The organism is Paenarthrobacter sp. AT5 (assembly GCF_032764245.1).
In the GTDB taxonomy this organism is placed as follows: domain Bacteria; phylum Actinomycetota; class Actinomycetes; order Actinomycetales; family Micrococcaceae; genus Arthrobacter; species Arthrobacter ureafaciens.
The window spans coordinates 1,201,802-1,223,115 of record NZ_CP136441.1 but is presented as its reverse complement, the minus strand read 5'-3'; the positions used below and the strand labels follow the sequence as shown (position 1 = coordinate 1,223,115).

The 21,314-nt window shown below is 63.7% G+C and carries 21 protein-coding genes and 1 pseudogene; 7 read left to right on the top strand and 15 right to left on the bottom strand.

Going from position 1 to position 21,314, the window contains the following annotated elements; genetic code table 11:
• Positions 1-52 precede the first annotated feature (52 nt).
• The 6 genes from RI444_RS05710 to RI444_RS05685 form a co-directional block, all read right to left on the bottom strand.
• Positions 53-1,120 (bottom strand): BMP family protein, encoded by a 1,068-nt coding sequence (locus RI444_RS05710; protein WP_071416761.1) that lies wholly within the window; start codon positions 1,118-1,120, stop codon positions 53-55.
• Positions 1,121-1,385: 265 nt separating this feature from the next.
• A complete protein-coding gene (locus RI444_RS05705) occupies positions 1,386-2,408 on the bottom strand; it encodes an NADP-dependent oxidoreductase (RefSeq protein WP_207604979.1) in 1,023 nt (340 codons plus the stop codon).
• On the bottom strand, positions 2,405-2,836 hold the full coding sequence (locus RI444_RS05700) for an organic hydroperoxide resistance protein (protein ID WP_021471540.1): 432 nt from the start codon (positions 2,834-2,836) through the stop codon (positions 2,405-2,407). The genes RI444_RS05705 and RI444_RS05700 overlap by 4 nt, the downstream gene beginning before the upstream one ends.
• 48 nt (positions 2,837-2,884) lie before the next feature.
• The gene (locus RI444_RS05695) at positions 2,885-3,319 is read right to left on the bottom strand and encodes a MarR family winged helix-turn-helix transcriptional regulator (protein WP_031216243.1); all 435 of its coding nucleotides are present in this window, start codon (positions 3,317-3,319) and stop codon (positions 2,885-2,887) included.
• 122 nt (positions 3,320-3,441) lie between these two features.
• Positions 3,442-4,647, bottom strand: a complete 1,206-nt coding sequence (locus RI444_RS05690; protein WP_031216244.1) for an amidohydrolase — start codon at positions 4,645-4,647, stop codon at positions 3,442-3,444.
• Positions 4,648-4,768: 121 nt separating this feature from the next.
• Positions 4,769-5,902 (bottom strand): mannose-1-phosphate guanylyltransferase, encoded by a 1,134-nt coding sequence (locus tag RI444_RS05685; protein ID WP_062095670.1) that lies wholly within the window; start codon positions 5,900-5,902, stop codon positions 4,769-4,771.
• Between the two features lie 297 nt (positions 5,903-6,199).
• Between RI444_RS05685 and sdhC the strand changes: the two genes are divergently transcribed.
• The 5 genes from sdhC (at position 6,200) to RI444_RS05660 (ending at position 10,578) form a co-directional block, all read left to right on the top strand.
• Positions 6,200-6,535, top strand: coding sequence for a succinate dehydrogenase, cytochrome b556 subunit (gene sdhC, locus RI444_RS05680; protein ID WP_026267095.1), 336 nt, complete (start codon positions 6,200-6,202; stop codon positions 6,533-6,535).
• A gap of 3 nt (positions 6,536-6,538) precedes the next feature.
• Positions 6,539-7,000, top strand: coding sequence for a succinate dehydrogenase hydrophobic membrane anchor subunit (locus RI444_RS05675; RefSeq protein ID WP_021471545.1), 462 nt, complete (start codon positions 6,539-6,541; stop codon positions 6,998-7,000).
• Between the two features lie 90 nt (positions 7,001-7,090).
• Positions 7,091-8,890: a succinate dehydrogenase flavoprotein subunit gene (sdhA, locus tag RI444_RS05670; RefSeq protein WP_021471546.1), complete on the top strand. Its 1,800-nt coding sequence runs from the start codon at positions 7,091-7,093 to the stop codon at positions 8,888-8,890.
• The gene (locus RI444_RS05665; protein ID WP_021471547.1) at positions 8,890-9,672 is read left to right on the top strand and encodes a succinate dehydrogenase iron-sulfur subunit; all 783 of its coding nucleotides are present in this window, start codon (positions 8,890-8,892) and stop codon (positions 9,670-9,672) included. Before sdhA ends, RI444_RS05665 begins: the two co-directional genes overlap by 1 nt.
• A 120-nt stretch (positions 9,673-9,792) precedes the next feature.
• Complete coding sequence (locus RI444_RS05660) at positions 9,793-10,578, top strand: alpha/beta hydrolase family protein (RefSeq protein ID WP_021471548.1); 786 nt, start codon at positions 9,793-9,795, stop codon at positions 10,576-10,578.
• 73 nt (positions 10,579-10,651) lie between these two features.
• Here the strand turns inward: RI444_RS05660 and RI444_RS05655 are convergent, their stop codons facing one another.
• On the bottom strand, positions 10,652-11,956 hold the full coding sequence (locus tag RI444_RS05655) for an ABC transporter substrate-binding protein (RefSeq protein ID WP_031217095.1): 1,305 nt from the start codon (positions 11,954-11,956) through the stop codon (positions 10,652-10,654).
• Between the two features lie 113 nt (positions 11,957-12,069).
• On the opposite strand from RI444_RS05655, the pseudogene RI444_RS23060 reads away from it, so the two are divergent.
• Together RI444_RS23060 and RI444_RS05650 are read left to right on the top strand one after the other, a co-directional pair.
• Positions 12,070-12,834 (top strand): annotated as a pseudogene (locus RI444_RS23060) (glycoside hydrolase family 43 protein); the annotation flags it as partial.
• A gap of 150 nt (positions 12,835-12,984) precedes the next feature.
• Positions 12,985-15,144 carry a hypothetical protein gene (locus RI444_RS05650; protein WP_207605945.1) on the top strand — a complete coding sequence of 720 codons (2,160 nt, stop codon included), beginning with the start codon at positions 12,985-12,987 and terminating at the stop codon, positions 15,142-15,144.
• Between the two features lie 4 nt (positions 15,145-15,148).
• Here the strand turns inward: RI444_RS05650 and RI444_RS05645 are convergent, their stop codons facing one another.
• From RI444_RS05645 to RI444_RS05610, 8 genes are all read right to left on the bottom strand, one after another.
• The gene (locus RI444_RS05645) at positions 15,149-15,301 is read right to left on the bottom strand and encodes a hypothetical protein (protein ID WP_021474142.1); all 153 of its coding nucleotides are present in this window, start codon (positions 15,299-15,301) and stop codon (positions 15,149-15,151) included.
• Positions 15,302-15,320: 19 nt separating this feature from the next.
• Positions 15,321-16,406 carry a YihY/virulence factor BrkB family protein gene (locus tag RI444_RS05640; protein WP_179011639.1) on the bottom strand — a complete coding sequence of 362 codons (1,086 nt, stop codon included), beginning with the start codon at positions 16,404-16,406 and terminating at the stop codon, positions 15,321-15,323.
• Positions 16,333-17,010, bottom strand: a complete 678-nt coding sequence (locus RI444_RS05635) for a 2'-5' RNA ligase family protein (protein ID WP_021474139.1) — start codon at positions 17,008-17,010, stop codon at positions 16,333-16,335. Before RI444_RS05635 ends, RI444_RS05640 begins: the two co-directional genes overlap by 74 nt.
• Before the next feature lie 4 nt (positions 17,011-17,014).
• A complete protein-coding gene (gene trpS / locus RI444_RS05630; protein WP_021474138.1) occupies positions 17,015-18,124 on the bottom strand; it encodes a tryptophan--tRNA ligase in 1,110 nt (369 codons plus the stop codon).
• A gap of 22 nt (positions 18,125-18,146) precedes the next feature.
• Positions 18,147-18,980: an exodeoxyribonuclease III gene (locus RI444_RS05625; RefSeq protein ID WP_062095664.1), complete on the bottom strand. Its 834-nt coding sequence runs from the start codon at positions 18,978-18,980 to the stop codon at positions 18,147-18,149.
• A 10-nt stretch (positions 18,981-18,990) separates the two neighbouring features.
• Positions 18,991-19,557, bottom strand: coding sequence for a hypothetical protein (locus RI444_RS05620; RefSeq protein ID WP_069694822.1), 567 nt, complete (start codon positions 19,555-19,557; stop codon positions 18,991-18,993).
• Positions 19,558-19,623: 66 nt separating this feature from the next.
• Positions 19,624-20,457: an ABC transporter permease gene (locus tag RI444_RS05615; RefSeq protein ID WP_021474135.1), complete on the bottom strand. Its 834-nt coding sequence runs from the start codon at positions 20,455-20,457 to the stop codon at positions 19,624-19,626.
• Positions 20,454-21,308, bottom strand: coding sequence for an ABC transporter permease (locus RI444_RS05610; protein WP_207604980.1), 855 nt, complete (start codon positions 21,306-21,308; stop codon positions 20,454-20,456). The genes RI444_RS05615 and RI444_RS05610 overlap by 4 nt, the downstream gene beginning before the upstream one ends.
• Positions 21,309-21,314: the final 6 nt, after the last annotated feature.

The window sequence follows — 21,314 nt, the reverse complement described above, 5'->3', positions numbered from 1 at the left end:
AAAACGTGCCGCCAGTACCGGGGCCCGGTACTGGCGGCTTGTTCGAGAGTTGTTACTTCTTCGGGCTGGCCGCCGATTCAACAACCAGCTTGCCCGAAATGATGTCTGCCTTGAGGGCGTCGAGTTCGGACTTGGTTTCGGCCGAAACTACGGAGTCAAGGTCGTGGAACGGTGCGAGGGCGACGCCGTCGTTCTCCAGCGTGCCAACGTAGGCTTCGTTGCTGAACTTGCCGTCCTTGTCATCCTTCACCACGGACTCCACGGCTTCACCCATCTGCTTGACCACGGAGGTCAGCATGAGGTCCTTGTACTCCGGAGCGGTGAGGTAGCCGTCGGAGTCGACCCAAATGAGCTTGACGTCCTTGCCGGCAGCCTTTGCTTCCTTCAGGGCAGCGCCTGCACCCTTGCCAACCGGACCTGCAACGGGCATCACGATGTCCGCGCCCTGGTCCAGGAGGTTGATGGTGATCTGCTTGCCGGTGTCCTGCTTCTCGAAGTCACCCGTGAAGGAGCCGTCCTGGGTAGCCTTGTCCCAGCCCACCACCTGTACGGACTTGCCCTTGGCCTTGTTGTAGGCCTGGACGCCGTCATAGAAACCGTCCATGAAGATGGTGACCGTGGGGAGCTTGATGCCGCCGAAGGTGCCCACCTTGCCGGTCTTGGTCGTGGCAGCGGCCGCGTAGCCGGCCAGGTATGCAGCCTGCGCGGTGTCGTAGACAACGGGCTTGACGTTGGCGATCGGCGTTTCGTAAGCGAAGTCGATGATCGCGAAGTGCTTGTCCGTGTTCTTCTCCGCAGCAGCCTTGGTGGCGTCGCCCAGGAGGAAGCCGACCGTGACGGTCAGGTTGCAGCCGGCCGAGATCATGCCGTTGAGGTTGGTCTCGAAGTCGCTGTTGGCCTTGGACTCGGCCGACTTCGTGGTGATCCCCAGATCCTTCTCTGCCTTCTTGAGGCCCTCGAAGGAAGACTGGTTGAAGGACTGGTCATCGAAGCCACCGGAGTCGGAGACAATGCAGCCCGTGTAGTCGCTGGCGGCGTTGGTGCTGGAACCGGCATCGGGTGCCTGTCCACAGCCACTGAGCAGGAGCGCTGCCGCGCTCATGGTGGCGACTCCGGCCATCGAACCGCGCTTCAGGGTGGCACGCAGTGGTTTCTTCAATGTTCCTCCAGGAAGAAAGTGTTTGGCGCTACGACTGGTGGTCAATGAGTGTCCGTTTCCAAAACCCCGGGGCAGAAATTCTGTTTTCACTGATGCTTCGCAGCACTGCGCCGAAGCGCACTGATGCAACCAGACTAGTGGCGAAAAACACATGGAGGTAGCACAAAAGCAGCCTGCGGCACAGATCGTTGACTTTTTGTTACCAAGCAGTAGGGCGCCCCGCAAGTCACAGGCGGACGAGCATCTTCCCGGTGTTCGCACCCTCGAGCAAATCGATGAATGCCCCGGCCGCATTTTCCAGGCCGTCCACGATTGTCTCGTCGTAGCGGACAGTGCCGTCCGCCAGCCATGCCGCCATCTTTTCCCGGAACTCCGCCGCGTGTGCGCGCTGTCCCCCAACAAGGAAACCCCGGAGCGTCAGCTGCCTGCCGATGGCAACGGCCAGGTTCCGCGGTGCGGCAGGCGGCTCGGTTGAGTTGTACTGGGCAATGGCCCCGCACATGGCAACCCGGCCACCGACGTTCAACATTTCCAGGGCCGCTTCCAGATGGTCGCCGCCCACGTTGTCGAAGTACACATCGATACCGCGCTCCCCCGCCGCGTCGCGCAACTGATCCACCACGGGAGCGTCGTTGTAGTTGAAAGCCGCGTCGAAGCCCAATTCCAGCAGCCGCGCCACCTTCTCCGGCGATCCCGCGCTGCCGATCACCTTGCCGGCGCCCATCGCCTTGGCGATCTGCCCCACCATGGAGCCAACGGCCCCGGCAGCACCGGAGACAAAAACGACGTCGCCTTCCTTGAATTCGGCCACCTTGAGCAACCCCGCATAGGCGGTGAGGCCCGTCATGCCCAAAGCACCAAGGAACGCCGAGTCAGGCGCCAGGCCGGCAGGCACCGTGCTGGCGGCCGAGCCGTCCACCACCGCATGCTCGCGCCAACCCAGTTGATGCACGACGACGTCACCCACCTTGTGCGCGCCCGACCTGGACGCGATCACCTCACCGACCGCACCGCCGTCGAGCGCTGCATCAAGGCGGAAGGGGGCCGAGTAGGATTTCCGGTCATTCATCCTGCCGCGCATGTACGGATCCACCGACATGAACCGGTTCTCCACCAAAATCTGCCCGTCCTTGAGTTCGGGCAGGTCTGAATGGACCATCCGGAAGTTCTCCGGAGCGGGCCGGCCCTCCGGACGGGATGCAAGGTGGATTTCCCGGGTCTGCACAGGAGCGCTTGTGGAAGTGCTCATGCGGCGAACTCCACGAGCTTGAGGTCGACCGCCATGTTGCCGCGCGTGGCATTCGAGTACGGGCAGACCTGGTGGGCCTTGGCCATGAGTTCTTCCGCCGTGGCCCGGTCCAGCGCAGGAAGTGCGATCTCGAGTTCAGCGGCGAGCCCGAACCCGTCTCCCTCGGCGAGGGGGCCGATGTGGATCCTGGCCGCCACCGCCGAATCAGTGAGGTCGGCGCGTTCCTTGCGTCCTACCAAGCGCAGGGCCGAGTGGAAGCAAGCGGCGTAGCCTGCAGCGAATAGTTGTTCAGGGTTGGTTCCCTGTCCGTTTCCGCCCAGTTCGACGGGGCTGGCGAGGGTGACATCAAGCTTGCCGTCCTTGGTGCGGGCATTGCCGTCGCGGCCTTCTCCCGAGGCCAGCGCCTCGGCTGTGTAGAGGGTCTTCATGGGTGTCTGCCTTTCTGGTTGTGGCAAATCTTTTCTTGCGAGGAAAATTCAGAGCGATTTCTGCAATGCGGCGGTGAGCTTGCCCAGGGTGGCGTGCAGCTGCCCGATTTCTGCAGGCGTGAGCCCCGCCGCGTCCGCCAGCCTTCGTGGCACATCCCCGGCCCGTTCGCTGAGCTTGGTGCCGGCGTCGGTCAGCACCACGTCCACCCGGCGCTCGTCCTCGGACGATCTGCGCCGTTCGACGAGCCCCAGGGCTTCGAGCCGCTTCAGCAGCGGCGACAGCGTGCCCGAATCCAGCCCGAGCTCGGCGCCAAGTTCGCGCACGCTGCGGGGATCGTTTTCCCACAGCACCAGCATCACGAGGTATTGCGGATAGGTCAGCCCCATTTCATCCAACACAGGGCGGTAGACCGCCGTCGCAGCCTTGGACGCCGAGTACAGCGCAAAGCAAACCTGATGACGGAGCCGGGGTGCATCACTCATGCTGAAAACGATAGTCTACAATTAAGTTGTGCACAACTCAATCTCCCACACTTCACCCAACTGGGTCGCGTTAGTGCGCGTTTTCAGCGTTCAAAACGCGCACTACTGCTACCCAGTTGGGTCTATTGCTGCTGGTCGCGGATGGTCCGCAAGGCGGCCGCGCTCAGGACGCGGATCGCGTAGCCCAACGCCCGTTCGTCGACGATGAAATCGCCACGGTGAAGGTCATACACTTCGCCGCCCGGAGTATGCGTGCCGAGGCGCATCATGGCGCCCGGCAGGTCCGCCAGGAACCAGGCGAAATCCTCGCCACCCATGGATTGCGGGGTCAGGACCACGGCGCTCTCGCCAAGCTCTGCACGTGCAGCGGCCTCGATCAGCGCCGTCTCGTGTTCGGAGTTCACTACGGGCGGGACGCCGCGGGTGTGCTCCAAATGGACGTCAACTCCGTAAGGGGCGGCAACCTGCTTGACCACTTCGTCCAGCAGCTCGCCGGCGTCGTGCCAGGCATCGCGGTCCAGGCACCGCATGGTCCCGGCCATGTAGCCGGTACCCGGAATGGCGTTCGGGGCGGAGCCTGCCGAGATTTGGCCCCACACCACGGACACGCCGCTGCGGACGTCGACGCGGCGCGACAGGACCGCGGGGACGTTGACCGCAATTTGGGCCAGGGCGAAGACCAGGTCTTCGGTCAGGTGCGGGCGCGAAGTGTGGCCGCCGCGACCCGTCAGCTCGATCTTGATGGTGTCCGACGCCGAGGTAATGGCACCGATGCGGGTACCGATCTGCCCCACGTTGATGCGCGGATCACAGTGCAGCGCGAGGATCCTCGGCACGCCCTCCAGGACGCCTTGCTCAATACAGGATAACGCCCCGCCCGGCATGGTTTCCTCGGCAGGCTGGAAGATGATGCGCACCGATCCGCCCAGCGGGGTGTTCTTGTGCATGCGCTGCAGGACCAACGCGATGCCCAGCATGGTGGTGGTGTGGACATCGTGCCCGCAGGCATGCGTCACGCCATGGTTCTTGGAGGCGAACGGAAGCCCCGTCTCCTCGATGATCGGCAGGGCGTCGATGTCGCCGCGCAGGGCCGTTGCGATGGGCCCCTCCCCCACGTCCACGGTCAACCCCGTGCCCTCGAGCCGGCGGGGTTTCAGGCCTGCGGCCTCCAGCCGCTCGACGAGCTTGTCCGTGGTGCGGAATTCCTTGAAGGACAGTTCCGGGTGCGCGTGGAGGTCACGCCTGAATTCGATGAGTCCGGGCAGGAGCTCATCCACCCAAGGACTCACGACGGGTGTTGGCTCGGTTTCAGTCGTGTAATTGCGCACGAAACAACTCTAGCCATCCACGGCCCCCGAAGACCGAAAGCCACCTCTTGGTTACGCTGCGTTCACTCGCAGGCAACCAAGGGTGGCTTCCGGTACGGGGTTCAAACCCCGGGAATCGGACCTAGAGGACGTCGGTATCTCCGCTGGCCTTGAGCGCATCCACTGCGCCCTTGACCCGCTGGGCGTGCTCCTTGGTGGTCACCAACAGCGCGTCCGGCGTGTCCACGATGACCACGTCCTTGATGCCGATGAGGGCGATCACCCGCTTGGTGTCGGTAACCACCACGCCGCTGGCATTCTCCGCGAAAACGCGTGCCCCTTCACCGAGGACGGTCACTTCGTCGACGTCGCCCGCGTTGTTGAGGCGGCCAATCGCGGCGAAGTCGCCGACGTCGTCCCACCGGAAGGTACCGGGCACGACGGCGACATCCCCGGCTGCCGCTGCCGGCTCAGCAACGGCGTAGTCGATGGCGATCTTGGGCAGGGTTGGCCACACACGGGACGTGACTTCCGCCCGGCGCGGTGTATCCCAAGCCTCCGCGATCTCCTGGACGCCTGCGAAGAGTTCGGGCTGGTTGGCTTCGAGGTGCTTGAGCATGAGGGCTACTGGTGCAACGAACATGCCCGCGTTCCAGACGTAGTCCCCTGCTTCCACGTATTTGCGGGCGACGTCTTCGCTGGGCTTCTCCACGAACTCGGCTACGGCCAATGCGTTCGGAGCGCCGTCCACCTTCAGGGCTTTTCCGGAGCGGATATACCCGAAGCCGGTGGAAGGGTGGGTCGGCTTGATGCCGATGGTCACGATCTTGCCCGTTGCGGCCGTGAAGATCGCTTCGCGCACGGTGTCCTGGAAGAGGTCGTCAGGGCTGATCACCTGGTCCGCGGCAAAGGAGCCCATGATGGTCTCCGGATCGCGGCGGTGCAGGATGGCGGCGGCAAGGCCGATCGCGGCACCGGAATCCTTGGGCTCGCTTTCCAGCACGAGCTCGTCATCCCCTACCTCGGGGAGTTGGCGGCACACGGCTGTACGGTGGGCTTCGCCGGTCACCACGAGGACCCGCTCACCGGCCAACGGCTCCAGGCGGTCGTACGTGGACCTCAGCAACGTGCTGCCGGATCCGGTCAGGTCATGGAGGAATTTGGGCGCGGCGGCCCGCGAAAGCGGCCACAGCCGGGTCCCCACACCGCCGGCTGGAATTACCGCATGAAAGCGGTCCAATGGCGATTCCGGAATTGTCGCGTCTTCTGTACTCACCTCAACACTTTATCCGACACGGTGCCTTGCACCCGGGCACGACGCAGATGTGGCTTTCGTCTCATGTTGTCCAAAAATCGGCGGAAATACAGGCAGGAAACGCCGGACGGCCAAGCAATGCAGCCGATCCTGAATTGAATAAGCTGTGAGCGAAGCCTAGATTTAGGCGTGAGCTACGAGTGCTCTCGCAGCAGGCGTTCCCCCCGCGTGGATCCCATGCCAGCGCCGCTGTGTTGCAGGAAGGTTTATTCAGTGCCGACAAAACCAGCTGGCACCTTGTACCGCGGCCGTGAAGGCATGTGGTCCTGGGTTGGACACCGTATTACCGGTGTAGTGATCTTTTTCTTCTTGTTGGTCCACGTGCTGGACACCTCATTGGTGCGTGTGTCCCCGGAGGCCTACACCGCCGTCATTGGCGCTTACAAGAACCCCCTCATGGCCCTGGGTGAAACGGGCCTGGTCGCTGCGATCATCTTCCACGCCTTCAACGGCCTGCGCGTGATCGCCATCGACTTCTGGAAGAAGGGCGCAAAGTACCAGCGCCAAATGCTGTGGGTCGTACTTGCACTGTGGCTGGTTACGTTCGCAGGTTTCGCTATCCGCCACCTTTCCCTCGCGCTGGGAGGCCACTAAGCCATGACTACTATCCAGGCCCCGCGTTCGGGCAAGATCGCCCCCAAGTACAACCGCTCCGGCTCCAGCCGCGGCAACTTCGAGATGATCGCATGGCTCTTCATGCGCCTGTCCGGCGTCGTGCTGGTGGTCCTCATCTTCGGTCACCTCTTCGTGAACCTGCTGGTGGGCGAAGGCATCCATGCCATCGACTTCGGCTTCGTGGCCGGCAAGTGGGCCGATCCGTTCTGGCAGTTCTGGGATCTCGCCATGCTCTGGCTCGCGATGCTCCACGGCACCAACGGCGTCCGCACCATCATCAACGACTACGCGGAAAAGGACTCCACGCGCTTCTGGCTCAAGGGTGTCCTGTATGCCGCCACGTTCGTCATCGTCATCCTCGGCACCCTGGTGATCTTCACCTTCGACCCGTGCCCCGTAGTCGACGGTGTCCAGCTGCCGGGTGGATTCTGCCCGGCACCGTAGCGGTTCCGGCGGGCCGGTTCCAACCGGCCACCCGACCAGCGGAACAGACTCCGCCGACCATCTGAATTTTTGAAAGAGAGAGCATCTGGTATGCAGGTCCATAAGTACGACGTCGTTATTGTCGGTGCAGGTGGCGCCGGCATGCGCGCCGCGATCGAATCCGGTCAGCGTGCACGCACCGCGGTACTGACCAAGCTCTACCCCACCCGCTCGCACACAGGTGCAGCCCAGGGTGGCATGTGTGCAGCACTGGCCAACGTCGAGGAAGACAACTGGGAGTGGCACACCTTCGACACCATCAAGGGTGGCGACTACCTGGTTGACCAGGACGCAGCCGAGGTCATGGCCAAGGAAGCCATCGACGCCGTGCTGGACCTGGAAAAGATGGGCCTGCCCTTCAACCGCACGCCCGAAGGCCGGATCGACCAGCGCCGCTTCGGTGGCCACACCCGCGACCACGGCAAGGCTCCTGTCCGCCGCGCCTGCTACGCAGCAGACCGTACGGGCCACATGATCCTGCAGACGCTGTACCAAAACTGCGTCAAGCACAACGTTGAGTTCTACAACGAGTACTACGTCCTTGACCTGCTGCTGGTTGAGGAAGATGCCGTTCGCGAAGACGGCACGCCCTACAAGCAGAAGCGCGTTGCCGGCGTCGTCTCCTACGATCTCGCTTCCGGTGAGCTGCACGTCTTCCAGGCCAAGTCCGTGGTGTTCGCCTCCGGCGGCGCGGGCAAGGTCTTCAAGACCACGTCCAACGCACACACCCTGACCGGTGACGGCATGGGCATCGCATTCCGCCGCGGTATCCCCCTGGAAGACATGGAGTTCTTCCAGTTCCACCCGACCGGCCTCGCCGGCTTGGGCATCCTCCTCACCGAAGGTGCCCGCGGTGAGGGTGCCATCCTGCGTAACTCCGAGGGTGAGCGCTTCATGGAGCGTTACGCCCCCACCATCAAGGACCTTGCGCCCCGCGACATCGTGGCCCGCGCCATGGCCAACGAAGTCCGTGAAGGCCGCGGCTGCGGCCCGAACAAGGACTACGTCCTCCTTGACCTGACGCACCTTGAGCCCGCGCACATCGAAGCGAAGCTGCCGGACATTACCGAGTTCGCCCGCACCTACCTTGGTGTGGAACCGTTCACGGATCCCGTGCCGGTGTTCCCCACGGCCCACTACGCCATGGGCGGCATCCCCACGAACATCACCACCGAGGTCCTGCAGGACAACGACACCACTGTTCCCGGCCTGTACGCCGCCGGCGAAGTGGCCTGTGTTTCGGTCCACGGCTCCAACCGCCTTGGCACCAACTCGCTCCTGGACATCAACGTGTTCGGCAAGCGTGCAGGCATTGCGGCCGCGGAGTACTCCAAGACCGCGGACTTTGTTGAACTCCCGGAGAACCCGGAAGCAATGACCCGCGGAATCCTGGACAGCCTGCTCAGCGGCACCGGTACCGAGCGTGTGGCCCAGATCCGCAAGGAACTGCAGGACACCATGGATGCCAACATGCAGGTGTTCCGCACAAAGGAATCCCTGGAGCAGGTCCTCCGCGACATCGCCTCCTTCGAGGAGCGGTACAAGAACGTCACCGTTCAGGACAAGGGCAAGCGCTTCAACCTGGACCTCCTGGAAGCCGTTGAACTTGGTTTCCTGCTCGACATGGCCAAGGTCATGACTGTCGGTGCCCTGCACCGTGAGGAATCCCGTGGCGGCCACTACCGCGAGGACTTCCCGGACCGCGACGACGAGAAGTTCATGAAGCACTCCATGGCTTACCTGGACAACACCGTCACCGCCGACTCGTCTGCCGAGTCCGTTGCGGGCATCCGTCTTGAGACCAAGCCCGTTGTCTTCACCCGTTACGAGCCAATGGAGCGTAAGTACTAATGACCACCGAAATGGCGGAACCCGCTTCCAAGATCGAGCTGCCCGCAAGCGTTGCCGGCGAGGGTGAGATCCCCACGTTCCACATCACCTTGAAGGTGCGCCGCTTCGACCCCGAGATTTCGGACGAAGCCCGCTGGGACGAGTACAAGCTGACCATGTACGGCACGGACCGCGTCCTGGATGCCCTGCACAAGGTCAAGTGGGACATCGACGGAAGCCTTTCCTTCCGCCGCTCCTGCGCCCACGGTGTTTGCGGATCCGATGCCATGCGCATCAACGGCCGTAACCGCCTGGCCTGCAAGACCCTGCTGAAGGACCTGGACACGTCCAAGCCCATCATCGTGGAACCGATCAAGGGCCTTCCCGTGGAGAAGGACCTGATCGTGGACATGGAACCCTTCTTCCAGTCCTACCGCGAAGTCATGCCGTTCCTCATCAACAAGGGCCACGAACCCACCAAGGAACGCCTGCAGACCGTTGAAGACCGTGAGCGCTTCGACGACACCACCAAGTGCATCCTCTGCGCCGCCTGCACCTCGTCCTGCCCGGTCTTCTGGACCGACGGCCAGTACTTTGGTCCGGCAGCAATCGTCAACGCACACCGCTTCATCTTCGATTCCCGTGATGACGCCGGCGACATGCGCTTGGAGATCCTCAACGACAAGGAAGGCGTGTGGCGCTGCCGCACCACCTTCAACTGCTCCGAGGCATGCCCCCGCGGCATCCAGGTGACCAAGGCCATCGCCGAGGTCAAGCAGGCCATCCTGTCCCGCAAGATCTGATCCACGGTTCCCCAAGGAACACAGCGAAGAACGGCGCCGCCCACCTCCAGGTGAGCGGCGCCGTCGTCGTTAATCATCAACCGGCCACAGCGTGCCGGATCCAATCACCAAGGAGTCCGCATGTCGCGCCCAGAGAAAATCACCTTTACGGGCAGCACCGGGGACGCTTTGGCGGGCATCATCGATGTTCCGGAAGGTCCCGTCCGCGGGTGGGGCGTCTACTCCCACGGGCTGACGCTGGGCAAGGACAGCCCCGCCGCCTCCCGGATCTGCAAGGGCCTCGCGGAGCAGGGAATCGGGATGCTGCGTTTCGACAACCTCGGGCTGGGCGGCTCCGCCGGAGAGTGGTCGGCCGGTTCCTTCAGCGTGAAGGTGGCGGACACCATCCTGGCCGCTAAGTTCATGCGGGAGCAGGGCCGGGGAATCTCCCTGCTGGTGGGGCACTCCTTTGGTGGTGCGGCCGTTCTTGCCGTCGCCCGCGACGTTCCCGAGGCAAATGCGGTGGTGACGGTCGGCGCACCTTACGAACCCAGGCACGTTGAGCACATGTTCGACGCCGAGATCGAGGCCATCCGCCGCGACGGCAGCGCAGTGGTGGACCTCGGAGGTCGTCCGATGGAGATCCGCAGGCACTTCGTGGAGGATGTGGAACGGGCCGACCTGCGCGATTGCATCCGCACCTTGCACAGGCCCCTCATGGTGATGCACTCCCCTACGGACAACACCGTGGGGATCGACAACGCCAGCGAGATTTTCCGCACGGCCCGGCATCCGCGGAGCTTCGTTTCCCTTGAAGGCAGTGAGCACCTGCTCACCGGCAAGGGCCAGGCTGCCCGGGTGGCACGGATCATCGGCGCGTGGGCGGATCCCTACGTGGAGCTGCGCGAAGAGGACCCAGCGTCCTAGGCCCCCCCAACTGGGTCGCAGCAGAGCGCGTTCCGGACGTCCAGAACGCGCTCTGCTGCGACTTAGTTGGGTGCTACTTGCCGATGGCCGCCTTGCTTTCGGCCAGCCACTGTTCTGCGCCCTTCTCCGGGCTCAGCCGCTTGAACAGGACCTCGGTATTGATGCGGGCCGTGATCTCGGAAACGGCGGTGGAACCTGTAGGGCCGATGTAGGTGGGTGCGAATTCCATCTTGCCGATCTGGTCGATGTAGGCCGCCTCGACCTTGCCCTGCGGCGTGAGCTGCTCCTGGATCGCGCTGCGAATGGCCGAGTTGCCGGGTACGCCCCGGTCGCTCTGGATGATCTTGCCCGCGGCCTCGTTGTTGACCAGGAAGTTCACCAGCTTGGCTGCGGCGTCGGTGTGCTTGCTGCGGGCGGAGATGGTGTAGAACTGCGAGGACTGGAGCCAGATGCCCGGCGTGGGGGTTTCGCCCGGGAGTTTGAGCAGCTTCAGTTCGGCACCGGAGGCCTTGCTGAGGGCAGAGAGCGAATTGCTCCAAGTCAGCATCATGCCGGCCTTGCCCATGCCCATAAGGGTCTGCTCGGTGCTGACGTTCAGTTTTTCCACTGTCTCGGAGGCGCTGGGGGCAGCGCCCGATTCGCTGAGCTTCAGTGAGTAGTCGAAGTAGGCCTGCACTGTGTCCTTTTCCAGGCCCAGCTGACCGTCCTGCGTATACAGGGACTGACCGCGCTGGCGTGCGAAGGCGTCCAGGGAGTCATGGGTCAGAACGGTCGCAGTGCCGTACGTTCCCTTGGGACTCTTTTCAGTAACTTCCTTGGCGATTTTGGCGAAGTCGTCCCAGCTCCAGGTGTTGTCGTCCGGCATTTCGACGCCGGCGGCCTGGAAGACAGCAGGGTTGACCACGATCGCCAGGGCGTTGGCGCCCGTGGACACACCGTATTGGGTACCCTTCACCTGACCGTTTTCCACGGCGCCCTGGTCCAGCTTGGAGAGATCAAGCGACCCGCTGACTTTCGACAGGTCCAGGAGGGCGCCGCGGTTGGCGTACTCGGCGGGGTAGGCTCCACCCATGGTAATGACGTCCGGAGCGTCATTGGCTGCGACTTGGGTGGCCAGCTTGTCGAAGTAGCCGTTGATGTCGCCATACTCGGGTTTTACTTTGATGTTCGGGTTGGCGGCCTCGAACTCCGCGATTGCCTTGTTGGTCAGCTCGGCCCTTGATGCGTTGCCCCACCAGGAGAACCTGATCTCCACCGGACCATCCTCGGGCTGGTTGTTGCTGCCGCCGCCGGCACAGCCCGTGGCCAGGCCGGCAAGGCCCATGGCCACGACAAAGGCCATTGTTTTTCGGACACTCAGTACAGGTTTACGCACCATTGGGTAAGCTTCCTTTACGCTCAGAAAACGGTTCCTGAAACGTATCAACTACGATAGAGTGCGTCAATAGTTCCCGCTGTTAACTATTTCGCCGACGCCCCGGAGGCTCTCCCTTGACCAAGCTGGCAGACATCCAAATCCGTGACCCGTTCCTCCTCACACTGCCCGACGACGCCGGGTATTTGCTCTTCGGCAGCACGGACAAGAACATCTGGTCCGGTCCTGCCACAGGGTTCGACTGCTACCGCAGCAGCGACCTTGAGGATTGGGAGGGGCCCATCCCCGCGTTCCGGCCCTCCCCCGGATTCTGGGGCAAGGAGCAATACTGGGCCCCTGAAGTGCATGGCTACCAAGGCCGCTACTTCATGTTCGCCACGTTCACCGCACCTGGACACTGCCGCGGGACCCAGATCCTTTCCGCCGAGTCACCGGAAGGTCCCTACACTCCCTGGAGCGACGGACCCGTGACTCCCCGGGACTGGGAATGCCTGGACGGAACCCTGCATATCGACGCGGGAGGAACGCCCTGGTTGGTCTTCTGCCATGAATGGAAGCAGGTCAATGACGGCACCATTGTTGCCCATCAGTTGAGCCACGATCTGCGGACAACCGTGGGTGAACCGACTGTCCTGTTCGCCGCGTCCGAGGCCCCTTGGTCCCGCGCGCTGGATGTGCCCGCAGTAGCTGACCGGGAAGCCCCCGTCTACGTGACCGACGGTCCTTTCCTCCACCGGATGGCCAATGGCAAGCTGATCATGTTGTGGTCCGGTTTCGGGGATCACGGTTACGCCATGGGAATCGCACGCAGTGCATCAGGCACCGTCCTGGGTCCGTGGGTACAGGAGCCCGAACCTATCTGGGGCAGGGACGGCGGCCACGGCATGATTGCCCGGAAACTCGATGGCGGGCTCATCCTGACGCTCCACCAGCCCAACCAGAGTCCCCACGAGCGGGCCGCATTCTTCGCCCTCCGGGAGACCGAGGACTCGGTGGTCCTGGACGTTCCCTGCCCGGGCGCAGAGAATCTCATCGACCGTGAGGACCTGGTACGCCGCCACAACGTCACGCAGCAGGAGCTCGATCCACGCAGCCCCGTTTCCGTTGGCAATGGCGAGTTCGCGTTCACCATGGACTTGACGGGCCTCCAGACGTTGCCCGGCTGCTACCCCGTGGGAGCCCGCGGCGAGCTTCCAGCAGGCACCCTGCTGGGCACGCAAGCCCAGTGGGGATGGCATTCCGTCCCACCTGCATCACCCCACGATTTGGCCGGATCCACCGTGCTCTATGACTCCCCGCGGGGCCCGGTGCCCTACGTCGACATGGTGGGAGACATCGTCAATGACCGGGAAACCGGGACGTCCGCCGCGGAGACATGGCTCCGGGCAAACCCGCACCGGCTGGACCTGGGACGCATCGGATTCCGGATGGTCCGTGACGGGCTGGATCGCGGCATCACCCCCGAGGACATCACGCAGGCCACGCAAACGCTGGACCTGTGGTCCGGAACTGTGACCAGCACCTTCACGCTGGCAGGCCAGCAGGTCAAAGTCACGACGGCGTGCCACCCCTCCCGCGACGAGCTCGGCTTCCGCGTCGAGTCACCCGCGTTGGGCTCAGGCCTGGTGGTGGGCATCGACTTTCCTTACGGGTCTGAATCATGGCATGACGCCGCGGACTGGTCCAAGCCCGGGGCACACAGCACGGTGTTGGACGGACAGTGGGTAGCGCACAGGGAACTGGACGATTCGCGCTACGACGTCGCCATCGCCGGAGAAGAACTGGTGGTGGAGCAGACCGGGCTGCACTCGCTTCGTATCGCGCCGCAAAGCCAGAGCACGGTCCTCGATTTCTCCCTCACTTTCACCCCGGGTGAAGGCGGCGACTGCACCCCGCGGGGCAACAACCATCACAGCGGGGCAGCACCCGCTGAAGGCTTCGACGCCGACCCGGCCTCCGGCGTCGTACCTTCTTCCGACGGCGGTGCCGGGAGCCGGGTAGCGGCGGCTGCGGCCGCCCATTGGCCCCGCTTCTGGACGTCCGGCGGGGCAATCGAACTGAACGCCACGAACGATCCGAGCGCGAAGGAGCTGGAACGGCGGATTGTCCTTTCCCAGTACGTGACCGCCATCAACTGTGCGGGCTCGTTGCCGCCGCAGGAAACCGGGCTGGTCTGCAACTCCTGGCGGGGCCGCTTCCATCTGGAGATGCATTGGTGGCATGCTGCGCACTTTGCGCTCTGGAACCGCACGGAACTGCTGCTGCCGTCGTTGAGATGGTATTCGTCCATCCTGGAGGCCTCGCGGCAGACAGCCAAACAACAAGGCTTTGAGGGTGTCCGCTGGCCGAAGCAGGTGGGACCGGACGGGCGCGAGAGCCCCAGCACGATCGGCACCTTCCTGATCTGGCAGCAACCACATCCCATCTACCTGGCCGAACTCGCCTACCGCGCCACTCCGGATCGCGAGGTTCTGGAGGAATTCGCCGGGATTGTGTTCGAGTCCGCGGCATTCATGGCCAGTTTCGCCCACCCCACGGGGCGAGGCTTCGAGCTGGGTCCGCCGCTGGTTCCGGCGCAGGAAAGCTATGGGTTCATGCGGGGTGAGGTCAGCAACCCCACGTTCGAGCTCGCCTACTGGCAATGGGCGCTGCGCGTCGCTTCCCAGTGGCGGGAACGGCTGGGCCTTGACCCGGTCCCACTATGGGATGAAGTGGCTGACAATATGGTCACGCCGCACGTGACCGACGGCGTCTATGCAGCCATTGACGTGGACCCCTTCACCATCCGGACCGACCATCCCTCGATGCTGTGCGCCCTGGGCGTACTGCCCCGCACCGGGCTCATCGATCCGGCCATCATGAAAGCCACCCTCGCCGACGTCCTGGCGGAATGGGACTGGGCCAGCACCTGGGGTTGGGACTACCCGGTGATGGCGATGACGGCAGCGCGGCTCGAAGACCCCGAGGCCGCCGTCGACGCACTCCTCATGACCGCCGGCAAAAACACTGTCCTGGCCAACGGACACAACCGCCAGACCGATTCCTTGCCCTTGTACCTTCCCGGCAACGGCGGCCTGTTGGCGGCAGTGGCGCTCATGGCTGCGGGGTGGGACGACGGTCCGGCACGGCATGCGCCAGGTTTCCCTGCGGGCTGGACCGTAAAGTGGGAGGGACTGGTACAGGCACCTTAGGCTCTTACTCCCGCTTGGGCCCGAGCGAGGCGCCCACCAAAGCGCCCAAGCCCACCCCGACCAGGATGCCCACGAACGGGGAATTGAACACGAGCTGGCCAATCACCAGCCCGGCCGCAGCTCCGATCAGGCAAGCAATCCACAACTGGTTGTTCATGGCGGGGCTCCAGGCTCGGTCAGGTCTGGGGAGTTGCGCGCCGGGCACCGAGGAACCGCTTGCGTGGCTCCTCCCCCGCCTGGGCGTCGGCTTCGCGGACGGCTGACCAGGACGCGGAGATGAGATACACCTGGCTGACCAGGTTGAACCAGATCAACAAGCCGATGATGATGGCGAACGATGCAAGGACGGGGTTGTTTCCGGCACGCGCAAGGAGTTCGGTGCTGAAGAGCTGGAGCACCGTAGTACCGGCGCCTGCCAGGAGCACCCCTTCCACGAACGCGCGGCGCCCCAGCTCAAGGCCGCCTGCGACCCGGAACAGGACTGCCGCCGTCGTGCAGTTCAACAGCAGCGGAACAACGATCTTGACCACTGCGGCAATGGGACCGGCCACCGCCTCATCCAGGCGCAACAGTTCGAAGAACCAGTCCGCCGCAGTGCCGAAGACGAGCGACGCTCCGGCGCTGACCACCAGGATGACTCCGAGAAGCAACAGCGTTCCGGCATCGACGAGCTTCTGCATGAGGGCATTGCGCTGCAACGGGCCTTCCTCCATGACCCCGCGCAGCCCTTCCCGGACGCTGGCGATCCAGCCGAGCGAGGTGAAGATGGTGACCACCGCGGCGATCAGGGCAGTCCAGCCGAGGCCGGAGGGATTCAGGAGGGTCTGCGGATCCACCAGGCCCTCCCCGCCGTTCACTTGAAGGAGGCCGGGAGCAGCGGAGGCGACGCTGCGGATGACTGCGTCCTCAAGCACGGGATTGCCGCCCAGTACGATGCCGGCAACCGCGAAGCCGGTGGTCAGGAGGCCCGTGACGGAGAAGAACATGTTGAAACCGATGCCTGCACTGAGCAACGGCCCATGCTGCCGCGTGTAGTGCTGAAAGGAACGCATGCCGCGGTTGGTGTTCAGGCGGGCCAGGACGAGGGCGAAGAATGCGCCGGCCTTCCGGGGCAGGCCGTCCCCGGCCCGTTTGCTTTTGCCCCAGTCCTGACGCTTGTGGAGAAGTTCGAGCCTTAGCTTGGCGAGCTCAGTTGGAAGCGGCGGACTGTCCGCTTGAGGACGAGGGTTCCGCCTGCTGTGCTTCGTCAGTGTCGCCGCCAAAGTCGAGCTCTTCCCGTAGCTGCCATATTCCGTTGGTGTCGTGCTCGTAAAGTCCCATGCTAACCACAGGGAAGGTGGCCCGGTAATCACTGAGGACCGTTTCGGCCTCATCAAGATTTTCTTGGGCTACATCGTGAGCCACCGTGACATGCGGGTGGTAGGGGAAGGGGAGGCGCCGTTCAAGGGGGCCGCTCTGGAGCTTCTCGTGCAACTGCACGCACTCCTCAAAACCCTGTTCCACGTTGACGAACACTACCGGCGACACCGGACGGAACGAGCCGGTTCCGGAGATTGTGATGGTGAAGGGCGCTTGGGTGCGGGCGACTTCACGGACATGGTCCCTCGTGGCTTCCCAGTCGGAAGTAGGGGTGGTGGTGATGAGGGTGATGTGGGCGGGAATCACCTCGGCCATGGGATCGCCGAAGGAAGCCCGCCATTCCTGGAGCTCCTTGGCGATCTCCGGCGGGAAGCCAAGGATGACGCCAACACACATGGCGCCACCGGCACCGCAATCGGTGCCGGTGACTTCCGGCTGGCGGGCATCGTCCGGACCGGCGCCCTGCTGGGGGTCGGTCGTGACGTTGAGCTGGCCGGCGGCGCACATGGACTTAGCGGACTCCCTGCTCGCTGAGGTTTGCGGTGCCGCGGTACGGGAGGAATCCGACCTTGGAGTAGACATCTGCCAGGGTGACCGAGGCGATCTCGCGTGCCTTGTCCGCCCCGTGGGCCAGCAGGCGGTCAAGCTCGGCAGGATCGGCCAGGAGCTCGTTGGCGCGTTCGCGAATGGGAGCCAGGTGGCCGGAAACCAGTTCCGCGAGGTCCACCTTCAGGTGCCCGTACATCTTGCCCTGGTAGTCCGCCACGATCTTCTCCACCGGGGTACCGCTGATGGCTGAGTAGATGGTCAGGAGGTTGGAAACGCCCGGCTTGTTCTCCCGGTCATAGCGGATCTCGGTCTCGGCGTCCGTCACCGCGGACTTGATCCGCTTGGCCACGGTCTTGGGGTCATCCAGGAGGTTGATGAGCCCGGCAGGCGACTCGGCCGACTTGGACATCTTGGCGGTGGGGTTCTGGAGATCGTAGATCTTGGCCGATTCCTTCTGGATGAAGGCCTCGGGCACCTGGAAAGTCAGGCCGAACCGGCTGTTGAAGCGGTTGGCCAGGTCACGGCTGAGCTCTACGTGCTGCCGCTGGTCTTCGCCCACCGGAACGCCGTGCGGTTGGTACAAGAGGATGTCGGCGGCCTGGAGGATGGGGTAGGTGAACAGGCCGACGCTCGCGTGGTCAGAGCCCTGCTTCTGTGCCTTGTCCTTGAACTGCGTCATCCGGCCGGCCTCGCCCATACCGGTGATGCAGTTCAGCACCCAGGCGAGCTGGGCGTGTTCGGGAACCTGCGACTGGACAAAGAGGGTGCATTTCTCCACGTCCACTCCCCCGGCGATGTACTGGGCAGCGGTGACGCGGGTGCGGTGCGCAAGCTCTGCGGGGTCCTGCGGGACCGTGATGGCGTGGAGGTCCGGAATGAAGAAGACGGCGTCGTACTCATCCTGCATCCGGACCCAGTTGACCAGCGCGCCCAAGTAGTTGCCCAGGTGCAGCGAATCGGCCGAAGGCTGCATTCCGGAAAGGACGCGGTGCTTGGCGCCTGTGGCAGGCTGGGCGGGGTTTGCGGGGCTGCCGGCCGGGAGGACGGCAGCGTCTGTTTCAGCAGTAGTCATGGGGTAGGAACTTTCGTCAAGCTTAGAGCCGGTAGTCAACAACCAGCGGTGCGTGGTCAGAGAAGCGGGTGTCCCACGAGGGTGCCCGGTCCACTACTGCCGAGAAAGCGGCTGCAGCGAGGGCCGGGGTAGCCAGGTGGTAGTCGATGCGCCAGCCTGTGTCAGTGTCAAAGGCCTTTCCGCGCTGGGACCACCACGTGTAGGGGCCGGCGACATCTCCTGCCAGGCCCCTGTGAACATCCCTCCATCCGATCTCTTCACCGAAGAAGCGGTCAAAGTAGGCCCGTTCCTCCGGGAGGAAGCCGGCACGCTTGACGTTGCCCTTCCAGTTCTTGATGTCCAGCTCGGTGTGGCCGACGTTGAGGTCACCGACAACCAGCGCGTGATCGCTGTGCTTTGCCAGCTCGGGCAGGCGGGTGGTCATTGCGTCCAGGAAGCGGTACTTGTCATCCTGCTTGGGCGTTCCGGCCTCACCGGAATGCACGTAGGCGCTGACGGCCGTGAGCGTGGTGGCTTGACCGGCGGCATTTGTCAGGAGGAAGTCCGCTTCGACCCATCGCCCGGATTGGTCGAAGTACTCATCGCCGTTGCCGACGCGCGTGGCTGTGGGCTCCTGGCGGGAAGCGATGGCGACGCCCGCCCGGCCCTTGGCCTCGGCTTCCGCGTGCAGGATGTGCCAGCCTTCGCCGATCAACGAATTGACGATCTGGTCAGGAGCACGGACTTCCTGCAAGCAAAGGATGTCCACGTCGCGCGGCTCCAGCCACTCCGCCATGCCCTTTTTGTAGGCAGCCCTGAGGCCATTGACGTTGACCGATGCGATGCGAAGGAAATCCTTCTTCAATGCCGTACTCACCCGCTCTACTCTAGTCGATGATGGTTCCGGCTACCGGTTCGTCCGAGTCTCCGGAGGACTTGATCATGTCCCGTGCATTGGTGGAGGTAATGGCGATGGTTTCGAGTGCGCGGTTGATGGTGTCCTGGTTCGCGGCAGCACCCTTGGCGCGCTCCTCTTCCACTACCCGGACCTGCACCTGGACAATCTTGAACGAGTGGTCCAGCTTCAAGTCGCGGACATCATCGGCCTGCGAGCGTTCAGCCACCACCCGGGTGCCGCCGTTGTCTGCAACGGACGACGACGGCGCGCGGCCGGTTGCCGCGGCGAACGCATTCTGGGCCTCAGTCAGCTTGGCCCCGGCGCGCTTCGCGGCGCGCTGGATGCTGAAGACCACGAATGTTGCGAGCGCCAGCCATCCAAAGGAGACCACGGCAACGACCCAGCCCACGACGTCATTCTGGTTGGCCGCGAAAAGCACAGCCACCAGGAAGGCGATGATGACGACGGTCATTCCCAGGCCGCCTATGCGGAAGCCCTTGAAGGGTCCCCGGGCGGATGCGGACGTGGTTGGGTGGGGGTCACCGAGAGATTGCATGGTGCAATTGTCTCAAATGCCCGGAGGTGCCTGCGCCGCCTTCCACGCACGGCGAACATCCACGGGTTATTTGAGGAACAGTTGGCGCAGCCGTCCCGTGGTGAGCATGATGCCGAGGACGATCATCACCAGGTAGTACGCCACGTGGATGGCCGTGGCCGGGCTGAAGGATCCCGCGCTGATCTGGCGCAGCAGCTCAACCCCGTGCCACAGGGGCATGGCCTGGATAAACCACTGGATGGGCTGCGGGTAGACGCTCAACGGGTAGAACGTGGCGCTGAAGAGGAACATGGGCAGGAGGAAGAAGTTGATCCAGTCCATCTGCTGGAAGGTCTTCATGAAGCTGGTGATCCCCATGCCGAAGCTCGCGAAGCCGAACGCAATCAGTACCGACGCCGGGATCACCAGGATCGCCCACCACGTAGTCAGCAGTCCCATGACGCCCATGACCGCGGTGAAGCCCGTGGCGTAGAGGAGTCCGCGCAGCAAAGCCAGGAAAATCTCGCCCATGGCAACATCCAGCGGGCCGAGGGAAGTGTAGAGCATGCCCTGGTACAGCTTGGCGAAGTTCATCTTGAAGAACACGTTCCACGTGGAATCGTAGATCGCTCCGTTCATGGCCGAGACCGCCAGGAGCGCCGGGGCAATGTAGGCCGCATAGCTGATTTCCGTACCGCCGGGGCCCTCGACCGTGCCGACGATCGACCCCATCCCCACTCCCATGGCCAGCAGGAACAGGACGGGTTCGAAGAATCCGGAGAGCAGGACCAGCCAGGTGCTGGACTTCGCGGCCATGAGTCCCCTGGCCACAACGGCCTTGGCGTTGCGCGAATACAGGGGCCCGAACTTGCGTTCGCGGGCGAGGTCCGTAGCGCTGTGCCCGCCGGTGAGGATGCTCATGAGCCCATCCTTTTGACGAAGCGGCGCCGGGTCAGGATGAAGCCCGCCGTCGCCGTGGCCAGGAGGTACAGAACGTGCACGAGTGTCAGCAAGGGATTTTCCTCCATGCCATAGGTGAAGACGCGCCCCAGTTCCGTCCCGTGCCATACCGGGGAAATCCAGCCGATCCACCGTACTGCCAAGGGCAAGGTATCCAGCGGGAAGAACGTTCCGGAGAAGAGGAACAGCGGCATGACGATGAACCTCTGCACCAGGGCGAACTGCCCCTTGTCCTGCGTGATGCTGGCGGCATAGGCCATCAGCGGGAGTCCGAACGACAACGCGGCAAGTGTGGCTACCAGTGCCGACACCCACCCCCACGCTCCCGGGGATGCGCCAAACATCGCAACCACGGCAAAGTACACCACCGATTGCAGCAGGAACCTGAGGCTGCTGGCCATGATGTGGCCCGTGGCGATCTGCTCCGGGACCAGCGGCGAGGCATGTGGGCCGAAAAAGACCCGCCGCCACTTGAAGCCATCCATGATCGGGTAGGAGAACTCCCCGGACGCCGTCATCACAGCGGCTGACACCAGCAGCGCCGGCGCCACGAACTGCAGGTAGCTGACGCCGCCGAACATGGAATCGCTGTTGGCATCCACCAAGCTGGCCAAGCCAACACCCATCGCGAAGAGATAGGCCACGGGTTGCCCCACGCTGTACAAGACAACTGACCAGCCATAGTTCCGCATGACGCGGAGCACCTGTTCGGCGTAGAAGAACGAACCCCACTTCCGCGCCCTGGCCGCCGAGACGGCAGGCGGGTGAGCCCGCAGCGGAGGAACCGGCGTCGTTGGTTTGCTTCCCGCCATCCCGTC